General features: G+C 59.9%; 9 protein-coding genes and 1 tRNA gene. 7 read left to right on the forward strand and 3 right to left on the reverse strand.

Annotation, left to right across the window (positions count from 1 at the left end; all coding sequences use genetic code 11):
- Nucleotides 1-329: 329 nt before the first annotated feature.
- Nucleotides 330-1274, forward strand: a complete 945-nt coding sequence (locus ACZ48V_RS12395) for a M90 family metallopeptidase (RefSeq protein ID WP_464539574.1) — start codon at nt 330-332, stop codon at nt 1272-1274.
- 48 nt (nt 1275-1322) lie between these two features.
- On the opposite strand, the gene ACZ48V_RS12400 is transcribed toward ACZ48V_RS12395, so the two are convergent.
- Nucleotides 1323-2588 carry an aminotransferase class V-fold PLP-dependent enzyme gene (locus ACZ48V_RS12400; protein WP_464539576.1) on the reverse strand — a complete coding sequence of 422 codons (1266 nt, stop codon included), beginning with the start codon at nt 2586-2588 and terminating at the stop codon, nt 1323-1325.
- 47 nt (nt 2589-2635) lie between these two features.
- Complete coding sequence (locus ACZ48V_RS12405) at nt 2636-3619, reverse strand: ADP-ribosylglycohydrolase family protein (RefSeq protein ID WP_464539578.1); 984 nt, start codon at nt 3617-3619, stop codon at nt 2636-2638.
- A 223-nt stretch (nt 3620-3842) separates the two neighbouring features.
- Between ACZ48V_RS12405 and ACZ48V_RS12410 the strand changes: the two genes are divergently transcribed.
- From ACZ48V_RS12410 to rnr, 6 genes are all read left to right on the forward strand, one after another.
- Nucleotides 3843-4514 carry a heme exporter protein CcmB gene (locus tag ACZ48V_RS12410; protein ID WP_464539579.1) on the forward strand — a complete coding sequence of 224 codons (672 nt, stop codon included), beginning with the start codon at nt 3843-3845 and terminating at the stop codon, nt 4512-4514.
- A gap of 143 nt (nt 4515-4657) precedes the next feature.
- Nucleotides 4658-5317 carry an MliC family protein gene (locus ACZ48V_RS12415; RefSeq protein ID WP_464539581.1) on the forward strand — a complete coding sequence of 220 codons (660 nt, stop codon included), beginning with the start codon at nt 4658-4660 and terminating at the stop codon, nt 5315-5317.
- Between the two features lie 199 nt (nt 5318-5516).
- Nucleotides 5517-5593, forward strand: a tRNA-Asp gene (locus tag ACZ48V_RS12420).
- Between the two features lie 93 nt (nt 5594-5686).
- Entirely contained in the window at nt 5687-6802 is a 1116-nt protein-coding gene (gene aroB / locus ACZ48V_RS12425) for a 3-dehydroquinate synthase (RefSeq protein ID WP_464539583.1), read from the forward strand.
- Between the two features lie 99 nt (nt 6803-6901).
- Entirely contained in the window at nt 6902-11758 is a 4857-nt protein-coding gene (locus tag ACZ48V_RS12430; protein WP_464539584.1) for a translocation/assembly module TamB domain-containing protein, read from the forward strand.
- A gap of 131 nt (nt 11759-11889) precedes the next feature.
- A complete protein-coding gene (rnr, locus tag ACZ48V_RS12435; protein WP_464539585.1) occupies nt 11890-14010 on the forward strand; it encodes a ribonuclease R in 2121 nt (706 codons plus the stop codon).
- A 142-nt stretch (nt 14011-14152) separates the two neighbouring features.
- Here rnr and ACZ48V_RS12440 read toward each other — a convergent pair whose 3' ends face one another.
- Nucleotides 14153-15247: a vWA domain-containing protein gene (locus tag ACZ48V_RS12440; RefSeq protein ID WP_464539587.1), complete on the reverse strand. Its 1095-nt coding sequence runs from the start codon at nt 15245-15247 to the stop codon at nt 14153-14155.
- Nucleotides 15248-15519 lie beyond the last annotated feature (272 nt).

Genomic DNA, 15519 nt, shown 5'->3' on the forward strand with positions numbered 1-15519 from the left:
ACGTTAACTGTCGGTTCGGTGTGGGTGGATGTGACGATCTTGTCAATGGCTACATTGCAGCAGTCATGTACACGGCACGTTCTTGATTGTTCTTTCCTGTACCGTTCTGAAGGGCGCGCTCATCTGTTCTTCGTCTACATACGCCGCTTCTGTCTTTTCTTGTAAACAAATCTTGCAAACAAGGATCATTCTGGGAGCACCATGTTGCTGGGTGTGCTGCAACGACGCGTCTTCGAGCAGGCAGTCGGGCAGGCAGGGACCGCGGGAATAATGCGACTGTCCCGCCGTATAGAATGTGCCCGCGATCTTTGTGCCACACTATATCTCTTATGCGCATTATTCGCTCCTCAACGATCTGGACAGCGGCTGGACTGGCGCTTATTCTGGGCGGCGGTCTGGCTGCGATCGGGGCGCAGGTGCACCCATGGGGCGCGCTGGTTGGGGGCGTGGCGGCGGGGGTCGTGCTGTACGTAAGCCTGCGCACACCCTATAGGCGCTGGCGCTGGGCACGGCAGGGCGTACCCGAATCGTGGCGCCGCTGGATGCAGCGCCATGTACCGCCCTACGCAGCGCTCGATACCGAGGGCAAAGCCCGCTTCGAGCAGGACGTGCGCTTTCTGAGGGAGGAGTTCGACTTTGAGGGCATCCGGGGCGTATCTGCGACCGAGGAGCTCTGCCTGAGTGTGGCTGCCGGAGCAGCTCTGCTGCTGCACGGCCACCCCGACTGGGAGCTTCCGGGCACGCGCTCGATTCTCTTCTACCCGGCCCACTTCGACGACGAGTACGGTGGGGGGCGCGATGCTGGATACGACGGCATGGCTCACGAGCAGGGCCCCCTCATCATGTCTGCCCCCTCGGTGCGGGCCAGCTGGATGCACCCCGGCGATGGCAACAATGTAGTGCTGCACGAGCTGGCCCACCTGTTCGACTTTGACAATACCGGCCCCGATGGGGTGCCCTCGTTTGTAGACGGCCGCTCGGCCGAGGCCTGGCAGTCGCTCATCCGCACGGAGATGCGCAAGGTGGAACAGGGCACCTCGATGCTCGACCCGTATGCTGCCACCGCACCGTCAGAGTTTTTCGCTGTAGCTGTCGAGCACTTCTTTGAAGAGCCCAATGCCATGAAGCGCCAACATCCGGAGCTGTTCGAGGCCATGGCCGCGCTGTTCAACTGGACGCCCACGCATCCCTCTGAAAAACCCAGCGAGGAACTCTCTACACAGCCCCCTTCGCAACAGCCTCAAGAAACCCCGGAAGAGGAAGGCAAATCCTGAAGTGAGGACTCCGGCTGTGTGAGGAGACGCTAACCGCACAGACGCCGGTTATGTAACCGGTCCGGCGGGTTCGGGCGTGAAGTCGCAGTAGGCCTTGCTCTCGATCGCATCTGTGAGCACATCGAGGGCGTGGTGCATTTCCGAAGCTGTATTCCACACAAACGGCGCCATGCGAATAAACCGGTTCTTACGGCTATCGGTGTAGATGCGGCGGGTCTTCAGATACTCACAGAGCTGGTAAGCGTCGGGGACCTCCAGCACAAGCAGCGCGCTGCGCTCGTCGGCATGGTGGGGCGAGCGCATAGAAAACGGAGCCGCGCCAGCCCGGTCAACCACGATCTGGCTCAGGCGCTGCGTGTGGGCATGCACGGTATCGAGCCCTGCATCGAGCAGCAGGCGCACCCCTTCCACCGCGTGGTAAAGCGACGCCACAGCGGTGGTACCGCCCAGGAAGCGTCGCCGCACGTCGGGATGCGGCGACGGCGTATCGTGAAACGCAAACGGCTCGGCATTCCCAAACCAGCCCGTAAGGCGGGGCGTCAGGTCGAGGCCCTCACGGAGATACACAAACCCGTTACCCGACGACCCGCAGCCTTCCTTGAGCAGTCCGCCCATGTAGACATCGGCCCCGAGCGCTACAACGTCGATCGGGAAGGTGCAGGCGCTGTGATAGCCGTCGATCACGAAGAGCGCGTCGTGCGCATGCGCGGCGTCGGCCACGGCACGGAGCGCATGGTCGGGAATGCGTTGTCCGGTCGTAAAGCCTACATGACTCAGCACCACCATCGCCGTGTCGGCCCCCATGCGGTCGATGACATGCTCAACCTCCACATGCCCGCTTCCTGGACGCGTGACAACCGACGGTTCGAGTCCGTTGAGCGCCTGCCACCGATGTACGCTGTGCCGCACCGACGGAAACGCGCTGTCAACCAACACCACCTCGCTTCCGCGCCCGATGACTTCAGGCGCAGAGAGCAGGCACTGCATCGTCCAATGCACGTGGGGCTGCATGATGCAGGTGCCGTGCGGCGCCCCCAGCAGCGGCGCAATGAACGCATCCCCCAGAAACATTGGGAGGGCCCACCACCCCACATCGTCGGGCTCTGGGTCGTCGGGCTGCCAATGATTTGGCACCGCGTTCCAAGCGTCCACGCCGCGCTGGCTCCAGTCTTCAGCAAAGCGCTGCAGCATATCGGGCACGCGCTTCGGCATGAGCCCGTGCGTAAAAGCACGCAGCTCTACTGCATCGTCGGGGCCGGGACGCACGAAGGCGTTGCGGAGGCTGCGCAGGTCGGCATGATCAGTTGTAGGCATACAAAGGTAGGGGCAGGGGGATGCGGAGCGTGGGCGACAGGTGCGAGTCAGACTGCAGACGCAGAACGCAAGATGCTTTTGGCGAAGGTCTGGGCTTGCTGGCGGAGGTGATCGGTGGCTTCGAGTCCGTTTTTCCACTCATCGGGAAACGCATTCCACCCGTGCAAGGTGCCAAGCAGAGCACCCATCATAGCACCGGTCGTATCGGCATCGCCCCCCACGTTGATGCCCGAAAGCAGCGTGTTTTCGAGCAGTTCGGGAGCCCGTGCGACCATGGCCGCTGCAAAAGGCCACGCCTCATCGGCTGCAATGCCTGCACCGTTGCACTCATCGCGCAGGTCAAGCGGAAATTCGTGAAGCTGGTTGCTGAGCCGCTTGAGCCGATCAGACACGCGGGTATCGCTGCCCAGCTGCGACTCCCCCCAGGCGGTCGCATCCACCAGATGCGACCAGAAGTCAGCAGAGTCGAAGTCCTCCAACGGATGGGTGGCGCGGGTGGCGCAGTAGCGTGTAGCAGCAGCCTGTCCCCACCCGGCGGCCAGCGCCGCAGGGTGCGCGTGCGTGACGCGCAGGATGTTGGAGATGGCAGAGAAGGCCGCGTTACGATCAGCATCGGTAGCCGCCCACCAGAGGCCAAGCGGGGCCGCGCGCATGGCGGCGCCGTCGGTAGGTCGCTCGGCGCTACCGGCTTCAAGCGGAGGCGTGCCGGTCGCCAGGCGCTCAATGGCAGCCCGGGTCGTGGGCCCCCAGCGCCGCGCCTTATCTTGAAGGGAGGTGTACTCCATAGCCACTTCAGCGGGCCACTGCGCGGGAGCTGCCGTCGCCACCACTCGCGCTACCGCAAACGTAAACTGCGTATCGTCGGTCCACTGTCCGGCATCGAAGTCGCCCCGCTTATCATCGTCGCGGTACTCTTTGATCCCTTTATAGTAGGTGCGAATGTTCTGATGGCTGAGGCCTTCTACAGGCATGCCGAGTGCGTCGCCCACAGCGGTGCCAAGCAGGGTGCCGAGACAAGTATCGGAGGTCATACAGAATCGAAGATGGTGAATAGGCGCAACGTAAGCATGGGGCATCGGTGTAGTATCACAGGCAACGCATAAGGTAATACGCATAGCTGATACAGGCACCGCGCCATGTAGTGCTCGTGCTATACGATGCAGCAGGGGTTATGTTGAACCTGGCTCGCTCCGCCCCAAGCCGTGAACCTGGCAAACGCACCAAACAATACATCACCAAACAACGCATCTTTGCATGACGGATTGGCTGGCTGGTACCTGGGCGGTATTCCAAAAGGACGTACAGATTGAGCTGCGGCAGCGCGTAGCGTTGAACGTGTTGGGACTGTTTGTACTCTCGACGCTGGCGCTCGTGCTCTTTGCCGTCGGACAGGAGACGCTGCGTCCTCCCGTACAGTCGGCCCTGCTGTGGATCGTAATTCTTTTCTCTGCATCTATCGGACTGGGGCGTACGTTCGTGAGCGAAGCCGAGTCGGGTACGCTTTTGCTTCTTCAGCTGCATGTGCGCGGAAGCATGGTCTTTGCCGGAAAGCTTCTGTTTACACTATTACTTGTGTTTGGCCTGAACACCGTCGCGGTGCTGCTCTTCATCTTCGTGCTCAACGTATCGGTGCAAGAACCCGGACTGCTTTTTGTGACGCTGGTGCTGGGCGCGCTGGGGCTTTCGGGGGCTACCACGCTGCTGGGCGCCCTCATTGCCCAAGCAACGCAGAGGGGCCCGCTGCTGCCCGTGCTCCTGCTGCCCGTGCTGATGCCCCTTCTGCTCTCTGTTGTGGAAGCGACGCGCGTTGCGCTTACGGGCGGCACCTGGATAACCGCCCAGGACGAGCTGCTCACCCTGGTTGGCTTTGCCGGCGCAACGATCACGGCCGCGGTGCTCCTGTTTGACTATGTGTGGCAAGAGTAGGTTGGGCAAATACGTTGGGCTGAATCGAGTCAGGACGCGGACGCTGAGAACACGCCGGTTTCGTCTGCCTCGTGGTACGCCTGCAGTCATCCCACAGCCCGTTTCCACATCACCCGCCCCTACAACACACCCCACAACACACTATGACGCTCCGCATCGCGCTCGTTTTTATCGGGGCCCTGCTTGCAACAGCTGGCTGGACGCAGTGCAGTGAGTCCGCCCGAGACGCCGAAGCTACCGCCTTCGACACGCCCCGCATGTACACCTGCACCATCGATATGTCGTTTGCAGTGACCCGCGAAGCCGATAACCGCGTGCAACTGCATCTGCCCGGCGAAACGCGGGTAGCCACCCTGGTCGAGTCCGCTTCGGGAGCGCGTTACGACGGTCCATCCGTAACCTACTGGAGCCGCGAAGATGAAGCTCGGCTGGTTGTAGATGACGCGTCTTACGACAGCTGCTCAGAGCGCACTCCCGAAGGACCCTGGGCCGATGCCAAAGACGCCGGCGTTGACGTGCGTGCCGCTGGCAACGAACCCGGCTGGATGGTGACACTGACACACGGTGACTCGCTCATGACGCTGCTCAACTATGGCATGACCGAGCATGCAGGACCCGCTCCTGATGCAGAATCGCTCAATGGTGCCACGCGCTATCGCTTCACTGTAGATGGGGCGCCCGTAACGCTCACGGTTGAACCCACCCCGTGCCACGACTCCATGCGTGGCGATATCTTTCCGGCAACCGCAGCGCTGACGCACGAGGGGCAGTCATATCCGGGCTGCGCCTGGGTGTTTGACTGAGCAGCGTCTGAACACGCTCCGCGAGATGCGCGCTTGCTTTTCAGATACTACCTCAGACACGACCTAAGTAAAGCAGACCTGGCAAAACGATCGCTTTGCATGAGCGCTGCGTTACTCGCTGCGTGCCCTTCCCTGAAACTTAGATTCGCAGCCTGGAACAAAGCCCCGTAGATATCCTTTTCTGGATACGCTTCAGCACGGTCCGGTAGTTCAGTTGGTTAGAATGCTGCCCTGTCACGGCAGAGGTCGCGGGTTCGAGTCCCGTCCGGACCGCCACACGCCTCGCGCTGCTCTTTTGGGCAGCACGAGGCGTTTTCTATTTCAAGGGTACTCTGTCTCCCCGCTCTTCTATCCACCTGTCTCCGCGCTATGCCCACATCATCCTCAGATCTGCACCCTGACTCGCTCACCGTGCCGGCGGACTCACGTACGTACGACATCGACTTCGTCTCGCTGGCCGACGTGCCCGCTCACCTACGTACCCTCGGCTTGCACGGCCCCGACGTCGTCATTGTCACCGACGAGAATGTGGCGGCTCATTACCGCAGTCCACTCGTGCATGCGTTTGAAGCAGACGAATGGGTGCCCCATGTGGTGGTCGTTCCACCCGGCGAGTCAAGCAAGTCGCTGGAACGGCTGGAGATGCTCTACGACGCGCTGCTGCCCATTGGCCTTGAACGCAGCACCCCTGTCTGCACACTTGGCGGCGGCGTTGTTGGCGATTTAGGGGGATTCGCAGCAGCCACGCTTCTGCGCGGCGTTCCGCTCGTGCATCTGCCGACTTCGCTGCTTGCACAGGTCGACAGCTCAATCGGCGGGAAGACCGGAATCAACCACGCCGTCGGCAAGAACTTGATTGGTAGCTTCTACCAGCCCCATGGCGTGCTCGTAGACCCCGAAACGCTGCTCACGCTGCCAGCTCGCGAGTGGATTAACGGCATGGCAGAAACGATCAAGCATGGTCTCATTGCCGATGCCGCACTCGTTGCCTATCTGGATGAGCACCTGGTCGATATTCTTGGGCACCATAGCCTGGAAGCAACAGTGCCGGCTATTCGACAGGCCATGGCCGTGAAAGCACGGGTCGTTGGCCACGATGAGCGCGAAGCCGGCAAGCGCGCCTACCTCAACTTCGGGCATACTTTTGCCCACGCCATCGAACAGGTCGCCGGGTACGGCACCGTTGCGCACGGCGAAGCCGTTGCTATCGGGATGCGGGCCGCACTCTATCTGTCGTGGCAGCGTCATAGCGATGCCCTCGACCGCGAACGCCTCGATACGCTGCTTACCCGCCTGCCTCTCCCTGATGTGTCGCACCTCGACTTCGACGCGCTGTGGACGGCCATGCGCCACGATAAAAAAACCAAAGACGGGCGCATCCGCTTCGTGCTTCTGAAGGCACTGGCCGACCCATATGTGGCCGACGACTGCGCAAAGCCTGCTGTAAAGCGCGCCTGGGATTTCGTGCAACAATCGCTTGCATAAGGCACCAAAGCCCGTATCTCTGCAGATCCTGACGAATCCAAATGCCGAATGTGACGTGTATGCTACTCCAAGCATACCCGTTCTAACCTGGCTTCGTGTGTGAGCAGCGATCGTTCGTCTTCCTGGTTCCGCCTGGTGGTTACCGCCGTGCTGTCCCTGATCCTGCTGGGGATCGTCGTGTTCTTTGGACTGACCCGCACAGAGGTCGGGCGGGATGGCGTACGCATGCAGTTGGAGCGGCAGTTTAACGCACAGTTTGCAGGGAGCCTCCACATCGACCGGCTCGATGGCAACTTCGTGCAGACCCTCTTCGCAAGCGACGTGCAGGTGCGCAGCCCAGAAGGGCATGTCGTTGCGCGGGCCGACTCGATTGTGCTGCGTCCCACCTGGTCGGCACTGCTCAACCGCACGCTTGCGCTGCAGCGTATCGACGTGCACACAACCCACGCGGTAGCCGTTCGCACTGAGCACGGCATCTCACTGACGCGCGCCTTCGCTCCTGCCGATCCGGAAACGGACCGTCGCGAGCGCGATGCCGAATCGGGGTCTGCAGACGGCTCGTCGCTCAACCTGCTGATGCCTCGCATCCACCTGCACGATACGCACATCACGACACGGAATGAAGGCACGGTGCCGGATGCCATCGCAAGCGGCTGGCTCACCGACTTCTGGAACAGCACGTTCCACCTCCCCGACGCCGCCCTGAACCTGCAGTGGAGCGACGCGGGGCGCTATGCCGACATTGAACTGGAGCGCCTGCATCACCCCGACACTGACCTCACGGTCGAACGCTTTGCCGGGCGCCTGTCTCGCACCGATGCAGGCTGGGCACTCGACCCAACGGTTCTGACGACCGACCGCTCGGAGCTTCGCGTAGAGGGCACGTGGGAGCGGGGCGCAGACGCCGATCAGCCCTTCTCAGCCGCCGTGCAGGCCGGCCCGCTCGACTTTGGCGAGTGGGGGGCCGTCTTCCCGCGTGTCCCGAACCAGGAGCCCGTAACGCTCGATGCTGCTGTGCGAGGCCCGCTCTCATCACTCATCGTCGAAACGATGCGTGTGCAGCAAGGAGGCACCACCCTCTCTGTTGAAGGCACCGCACTCGGGTTTCCCCACGACCTGGACGTAGAGGCCGCCCTCCGTGTCGAGAACCTGACACAGGCCGTTGCGCAGTCCTGGTCGGCAGATCCCCTTCCAGAAAACGGCCCCGCTGCGCTTCCGCTATCGGGCGAGGTGTATGTGCAGGGACAGGTACGCGCTGCCGAAACGGTAGACCAGTTGGCTGCCTGGCGGGCGGCTTCGGCCTCGGGGCAGACCGAACTTGACATAACCTCGGCGGCAGGCGACGTTGTGGCTGCGATGAATGTCGACTGGGCCACCGACGCGCCCCTGGCTTACGATGGTACGCTGACGGCCACCGACCTGGCTCTTCACGAGATTGCCCCCGGCACCGTACCCGATATTACGCGCCTTACCGGCACGCTCGACCTGGAGGGCTCCGGCACGTCGCGCTCTTCAGCGACGGCACGTGCGGAGGTGGAATTGTCTCCCTCCGTCCTTGCTGGAGGCGCGGTGGATGCGCTTAGCGGCACGTTAGGCTTCAGCCGAGGAACGCTTCAGGGAACGGCGGCGCTCACCCAGGCCACTGGCCAGGAGTTGATCGCCGAGTGGCGCATAGTTCCCCAAGACGGCATCACTGAAATCGAGACCTCGATCGAAACCCGCCGCTTCGACGTGAGCCCCTGGGCGGGACCCTGGCAAGAAACGACCCTCACGGGTACGATCGACCTGCAGGCACGCACACGTATCGATGCGATCGAACAAGGCACACTGTCGGTTAACGTAGATACGTCGGCGGTCCGTCCCTACCCCACGGAAGACCAGCCCGAGGCTGCACCTCGCACGATTCCCTCTCATACGATGCATGTAGCCCTCGACCCCGAAACGGGGCAGCAAGCGGGGGGGCCTCGTCTCGTTATCGGCGGCGATGTGCTTTCCGTTTCGGCCGGTGGGTCAGGCTGGACCCGGCCCCGTGCCTCGCTACTCCCGGCATGGGTACGCGCCGTGGCGGAGACGATCGCGTATGAGCACGCCGTAGAGGGTACCGCGCCTGGTGAGATAGATGCTGCGGTCGAATCTGCGGTCGAAGCCGCGCAGCCTGCGGCCCCGATGTGGCGTCCTCCCGGTGCAGCCGACGGTCCGTTTTCGTTCAGTGGCACCTTGCGCATCCACCGCCCCGACGTGTTACACGCGTGGATGCCGGCGCTGCCCCAGGTAGCCGGTGACACGCATCTACAGGCCAATGTGTATGCGGCGCCCGACTCCATGAACAGCACGACCCGGCTAAACACCGATGCGCTACGCGCAGGTTCGGTACGTGCTGACAACCTCGATGTCGAACTGCGCGTTGGCGCCGACGATGCGGACCGTCTTCCTGACCGCCTCTCGATCTTCGTGAACAGCTATGCCGATCAGATCGACACACCGGTTGCGTCGCTTTTTGAACCGCTCGTGCGGGGCAGCTACGAGGAGCGACGGGGCTCCGTCTTATTTGAAACAGTTGAGCGCGGACAGACCGGTCCTATTCAGGCTGAGATCGACCTGCGTGCCTTCGACACGCGCAACGAACTGGTTGTGCAGTATATCAGCGCCGAGGCGGGTGACCACCAGTGGCGCTCGGTTCGCCCCAGCTCGTGGACGCTCTACAGCAACCGTGTTGTGGGGGCCCCGCTGGAGCTGACCAGCGACGCTCCGCTTGCCGGCGACGACGCCACCCAGTCTATCGTGATTGACGGAGCATTCTCGCCTGAGGAGGAGGATGCCCTCAACGTCGAGTTTTATAACGTACAGCTGCTCCCCCTCTCGCAGCTGGCCGGATGGTCACAGCCGCTGGGGGGACTCGTGAACGGCAACCTGCAACTCAGCGGCACATGGCGTACCCCTGTCGGAGGCGGGGACCTGCGCGTCGACGAATGGTCGTTTGATCGGCGCTTGCTGGGTGACCTGACCGTGGGCGCTCATTACGTTATAGGTGCTCCCGACCTTGAGCTCGACCTGGCCCTGGCCCCTACCCCCGACGTTGAGGTCCCCGCCGATGCCCGACAGGCACTCGTTCCTGGTGGCATCCAGCAGATCGTCGAAAACCAGCTTGCGCTCGCCGGACGGCTGCGTGTATCGCAGGACGCCCCTGCATGGGAAGAAGACGAATGGATCGACCTACAACTCGACGTGGAGCGGGCCGACCTGTTCTTCTTCGACTTCGTCTTTGGTGATGTGATGCGCGACATTAAAGGATACACGCGTGGATCGTCCTCGATTACCGGGCGCTGGGAGCGACCCGTCTTCGACGCCGACATGGAAGTCGATGGCTCGTTTACCATCCCCCGGTTCAACCTGGCCTATACGCTTGCCGGCCCGGTATCGGTCGACCGGGCGGGCATTCACCTCAACGATGCGATACTTGAAGACCGGGACGAGGGGCGTGCTGAAATCGGTGGGAGCGTGCTTTTCAACGACTATCAGTTTTTCTCTTTTGACCTACGGAGCACGGTCGATGAGCTGACGATCATGGACGTAGCACGCGCCGACGACCTGCCGTTTTACGGTTTTATACGCGCCTCCGGACCGCTTCAGTTGCAGGGCCCCCTGTCGAACACACGCCTTATATCTGACGATGCCCGCACCTCTTCTGATACTGAGGTGTACATCCCCGTTACGGAGGGCGAGGGCGACCCGACAAGCGGATTTCTGATCTACGCAGACTCTACGAGTCAGATGCTCGACTGGGAGCAGCTAACGCGCCGTGCGAACATCTTCGCCGACCGCCCAGAGGGCGAGGCCTCGTTCTTGGATGGAATGGAGATCGACCTGAACATTCAGGCTACGCGTGGAGGGCGCCTGCATATCGTGTTCGACGCGCTCGTCGGAGACGTGATCACCACCGAGGGCACCGGGCGCGTCCAGCTACAGCGCGAAGACGGAGAGTTCTCAATATTTGGATCGCTCGACGTGGTAGGTGGCACCTACCTCTTTACCGCTGGCGAAGTATTTGTGCGACGCTTTAGCATCAACCAGGGCTCGCTTTCGTGGGATGGGGATCCGATAAACGCCGAACTTGATATTGAAGCAGCATTCCGTACCCGCGCCTCTCCGGCAGGCCTTCCCGGCTTTTCGGAACGCAGCGCACGCATTCCTGTGGTGATCGATCTTGACATCACCGGACGGGTGGAGACGCCCGAGGTTGCTCTCAGCCTTTCGCTCGACCGCGACCAGCGAGACCAGCGCATCGGGGCGCAGACCTTTGACGCGCTGCTGAACCAGGAGGATCGCATGACGGAGTTTGCGACCAGCGTGCTGCTCACGAACACGTTTCTCCTTACCACAGAGAACATCGCAGGTACGGGGTCGGAGTCTGGGGAGCCAGGTCGCCTGGCTGATACCGGCGGACAGCTTGCCTTCAACAGCGTGTCACAGCTTGTCTCCAGCCAGCTCAACCGGTATTTGAGCGAAGCACTGCCCAATGTGGACATTAATGTGGGAGTGCAGGGCGAAACAACAGACGACCTTGACATCATTTACGGGGTGGCCTTACGCCTTTTAGATGAACGGCTAATCATTCGCGGCGAAGGCGTGTATACAAGTAATGATGAACTGCGTACCCAACAAGCTGGTCCACAGGGCGAGTTCGCTGTTGAGGTTCGATTGAGCAGCCAGGTGTCTATGGAAGTCTTCTATCGTCGCGCAGGCGACGACCTTACCCGCGGTCAGACGCTGACCAGCACGACGGGAATCGGGCTATTTTACCAAACGCAGTTCAACACCTGGGGGTCGCTCTGGCGCCGTGTAACGGGACGCTCCGAATCCCCAGCCGACCCGCCTCCTGTACTCGACCCGCCCGACGTTTCCTCTGAGCCTGTCATTACTTTTGAGGAGGTCGAGGACTCGGGCGTCGACCCGTAAACTGCTACTTTCTGTAAACTACTGTCTTTTTAGCAGGCGCATAGCTTCGAGCAACGCCACACAGCGCGTCGTCTCTGTATGCCGATTGCCTGCCCCTTGTTATCGTTTTTGTCATAGCACCCTGTACTCTATTGTCTACTTCTGTTTCTCCCTCCCCCATGCGCCAGGCGATCCTCTCTTTTTTAGAGGAGCACTCCGATACCTCTTTTCGCGACCATGAGATCGCTCAGGAGCTGGAGCTTGATGATAACCAGCGCTTTCTCCAATTTGGACGCACGCTCGAACGGCTTGTCGAAGCCGAGTTGATTGAGCGCGATGGGGAAAGGTTCCATCATAAGAAGATCGAGCGCGGTACAATCGGCATTCTCAGCGCTCACCCGCGTGGCTTCGGTTTCGTCGAAGATGCCGACACCGGCGAAGAATACTTCATTCGCGAATCCAACATGGGTACGGCACTTCACGGCGACCTCGTACGCGTAGCCGTAGGTGCACAGTCGAAGCCCGACAAGAAACGAGAATGCGAGGTTCTTGAAGTAGAAGAACGGCGACGCACCCGCGTAGTCGGTACGTTCCGTCCGCAGGGCTCTCATGCTATCGTGCAGCCCGATGACAACCGCATCCTGCAGGATGTGTTTGTGCCCAAAGATGCCTACAACGGCGCCTCGAACGGTGATAAGGTTGTGGTCTCAATCGACCGATTCACCGACCGACGGGCTTCGCCAGAGGGGCGCATCCTGAACGTGCTGGGTGCAGCGGATGACCCCAACGTGCAGGTGCTGTCGCTGGCTATGAGCATGGACGTGCGTACCGACTTTCCCGATCCGGTACAGCGTGAGGCCGATGCGATCTCAACCTCAATCCCGGAAAAGGAGATTGACAGGCGCCTTGACCTGCGCGAGAAGCAAATCTTCACGATCGATCCTGAGGATGCTAAGGATTTCGATGACGCAATCCATATCGAGAAAACCCAGAATGGAACCTGGGAAGTGGGCGTCCACATCGCTGATGTGAGCCACTATGTAAAGCCGGATACAGCAATCGACGAAGAAGCGATTACCCGCGCAACCAGCGTATATCTGGTTGACCGCACCATACCGATGCTTCCCGAAAAGCTGTCGAACCAAGTCTGTTCGCTTCGTCCGCACGAAGATACCCTCGCGTTCTCCTGCATCATGGAGATTGATACGCAAGGTAAGGTTGTGGACTACGAGTTCAGTGAAACGGTTATCCACTCGAAGCGGCGCCTGACGTACGACGAAGCCCAGGCGTTCATTAACGGCGACAATGCAGAAGACGATGTAGCGCTGCCGGTAAAACGAGCCTACTCGCTCTCGTCCATCCTTACTAAGAATCGCATGAGCGAGGGAGGCATTGACTTTGGCACCGATGAGGTAAAGGTCATGCTTGACGATAAAGGCCATCCCGTTGACATCGTAGTTAAGGAGCGGATGCCTGCGAATCGGCTTGTTGAGGAGTTTATGCTCCTTGCCAACCGCACCGCTGCACGTCACGTCGCCGATACCGACGATCCTAAACCATTCGTGTACCGGGTGCACGACACGCCTGATTCGGAGCGCATCCAAAAGCTTTCTTCATACGTGGAGGTCTTTGGCCATGAACTCCCCTTGACTGACGGCAACGTGACGCCCGGCGACCTGGGCGCCCTTATCGATGAAATCAAAGACGAACCCGAACAGGTCGTGATTACGCGGGCTGCGCTCCGGGCGATGTCTAAAGCCGTCTATTCCACGAAGAATATCGGTCACTTCGGACTCAACTTTTCTTACTACACTCACTTTACCAGTCCAATTCGGCGGTATCCCGACCTGATCGTACATCGCCTCTTGAAACGGTATCTCAGCGGCGGGTCGGCTGTAGACGTAGGTGCGTTGGATGACCACTGCGAGTACTGCTCCGAAAAAGAACGTGACGCTGAACAGGCCGAGCGCGAATCGGTGAAGCTCAAGCAGGTGGAGTATGCACAGGCTCACATTGGTGATACCTTCGAGGGCGTCGTCAGTGGCGTCACGAAGTTTGGCGTGTTCGTTGAATTGAACGACCTGCTCGTTGAGGGCCTCGCTCACGTCCGCGACATGGATGATGATTACTACGTTTACGATGAAGACACGTACACCATGCGTGGCAAGAACAAGGGAACGACCTACCGACCGGGCGACACGGTACATGTTCGCATTGTAAGCGCCAATATAGATAAGCGTGAGATCGACCTGTGGCTTGTTGACGGCGAATAACACCCTCACATACAGAAGCAAACAAAAAGAGCAGCCGAGTTGCTTCCAATATGGAAGACCTCGGCTGCTCTTTTTTGTAGCCAATCCAGGTACACGCAAGGCTTCGCCACGCAAGGCTTCGCCATGAAGGCGGTGCTACGCCTTAACGAAGAATGAAGGTACCCGAGGCAGAAGGTTCCGGCACTCCAAAGAGGAAGGGGCCTTCTACTGTTGATCCGCCCGAAGTAATACGCAGGGTGCCTTCCAGGCGCTGAATGCCCTGGTTACGGATCTCATCGAGGCCCGACTCAACCTGCACTGCAAAAGACAGTGATCCTTGCGACGTACCCGTTGCAAAACCTGTGAACGCGCCTGCAAAGGCCGACTCTACGTCGTCGTCGGGCACTCCGATGTATGTACCGCCCGTGCAGTCAGAAATGTAGCGCATGTTCTCCACGGCGCTGCTGTTTGCCGAGTTTGACACGTCGGAGGCCGGGCCAAACCCAACGCCGAAGATCGGCGAGTTTTTGCGGTTCGCGTCGTTGCAAACGCTGTCGCGCGGCACGAGGCCTCCGTTAGGAGCACCATCGCCAAGCAGCACAATGGCTTTCTCAAACTGGTTATTGGGACGCTGATCTTCGGAGTAGATGAGCAACTCAGCAAGCGACTCCCACATGGGAGTGCCTCCCGAGGCTCTTGCATCGTCAACGGCATTGCGAAGGGCATCAACATCATTCGTTAGATCCTGGTAGACCCGCGTGAAGGAGAAGTCAGGAGCCTGGTTGAAACCCGGAAACTCGTACACCCCCGATTCAAACGGGACATTAATGGTTTCCAGTTCGTCGTAAAACGCCTTTGCAGCCTCTACACGGTTGCGGTCGGGATCTGTCCACGACATGCTACCGCTTCCGTCGAGATTGACCGGAACGACCAGGTCGTTGCCCGAAGGGCGACGTACCCGTTCTACCTCAACGCTGGCGACGATGTCGATGCTCTGTTCCAATTCAACCGAAGCCTGGTTGGATGCGGGACGCAGTTCGACTTCAGCCTGAATGTTCTCGTTCAGGATTGCAGATCCTTCTACATCAAGTGGCGTAGCCGAAAGTCCAAAGCGCCCAGTGTTTAGAAAGTCAGCATCGACCTCTGTTCCTATGACAATTACCTCACTGGCTTCGGGATCGTCGTCGCTCGACCCAAAGAGGTCGCATCCCGTGAATACAAGTGCCAAAGCAAGGGTTGCGAGTGAAAGTCGTATCATCTGTTGTCCGTGTGTTCGCATAGTTTTGTACGGTCTTGTGCAAAATAGGGGGTAGCTGTGTGGGACGCCCTGATGTGCGATACGCGCACAGCTTTTTGGGTTGCTCACCCCTATATGCGATATAATTTGCATAGTTAGGACAACTTCTCTTTTTTTTGCTGTCACACTCTCTGGGTCTTCATAGGAAAGTACTGAGACTACAGCAAAAGCGACCGGCCCCTTATTTTGCACTAAAATGGGGCGAATCCATTAAATAGATCCAAACAAATTAA

The sequence above is a fragment of the Longimonas haloalkaliphila genome, from assembly GCF_055379825.1.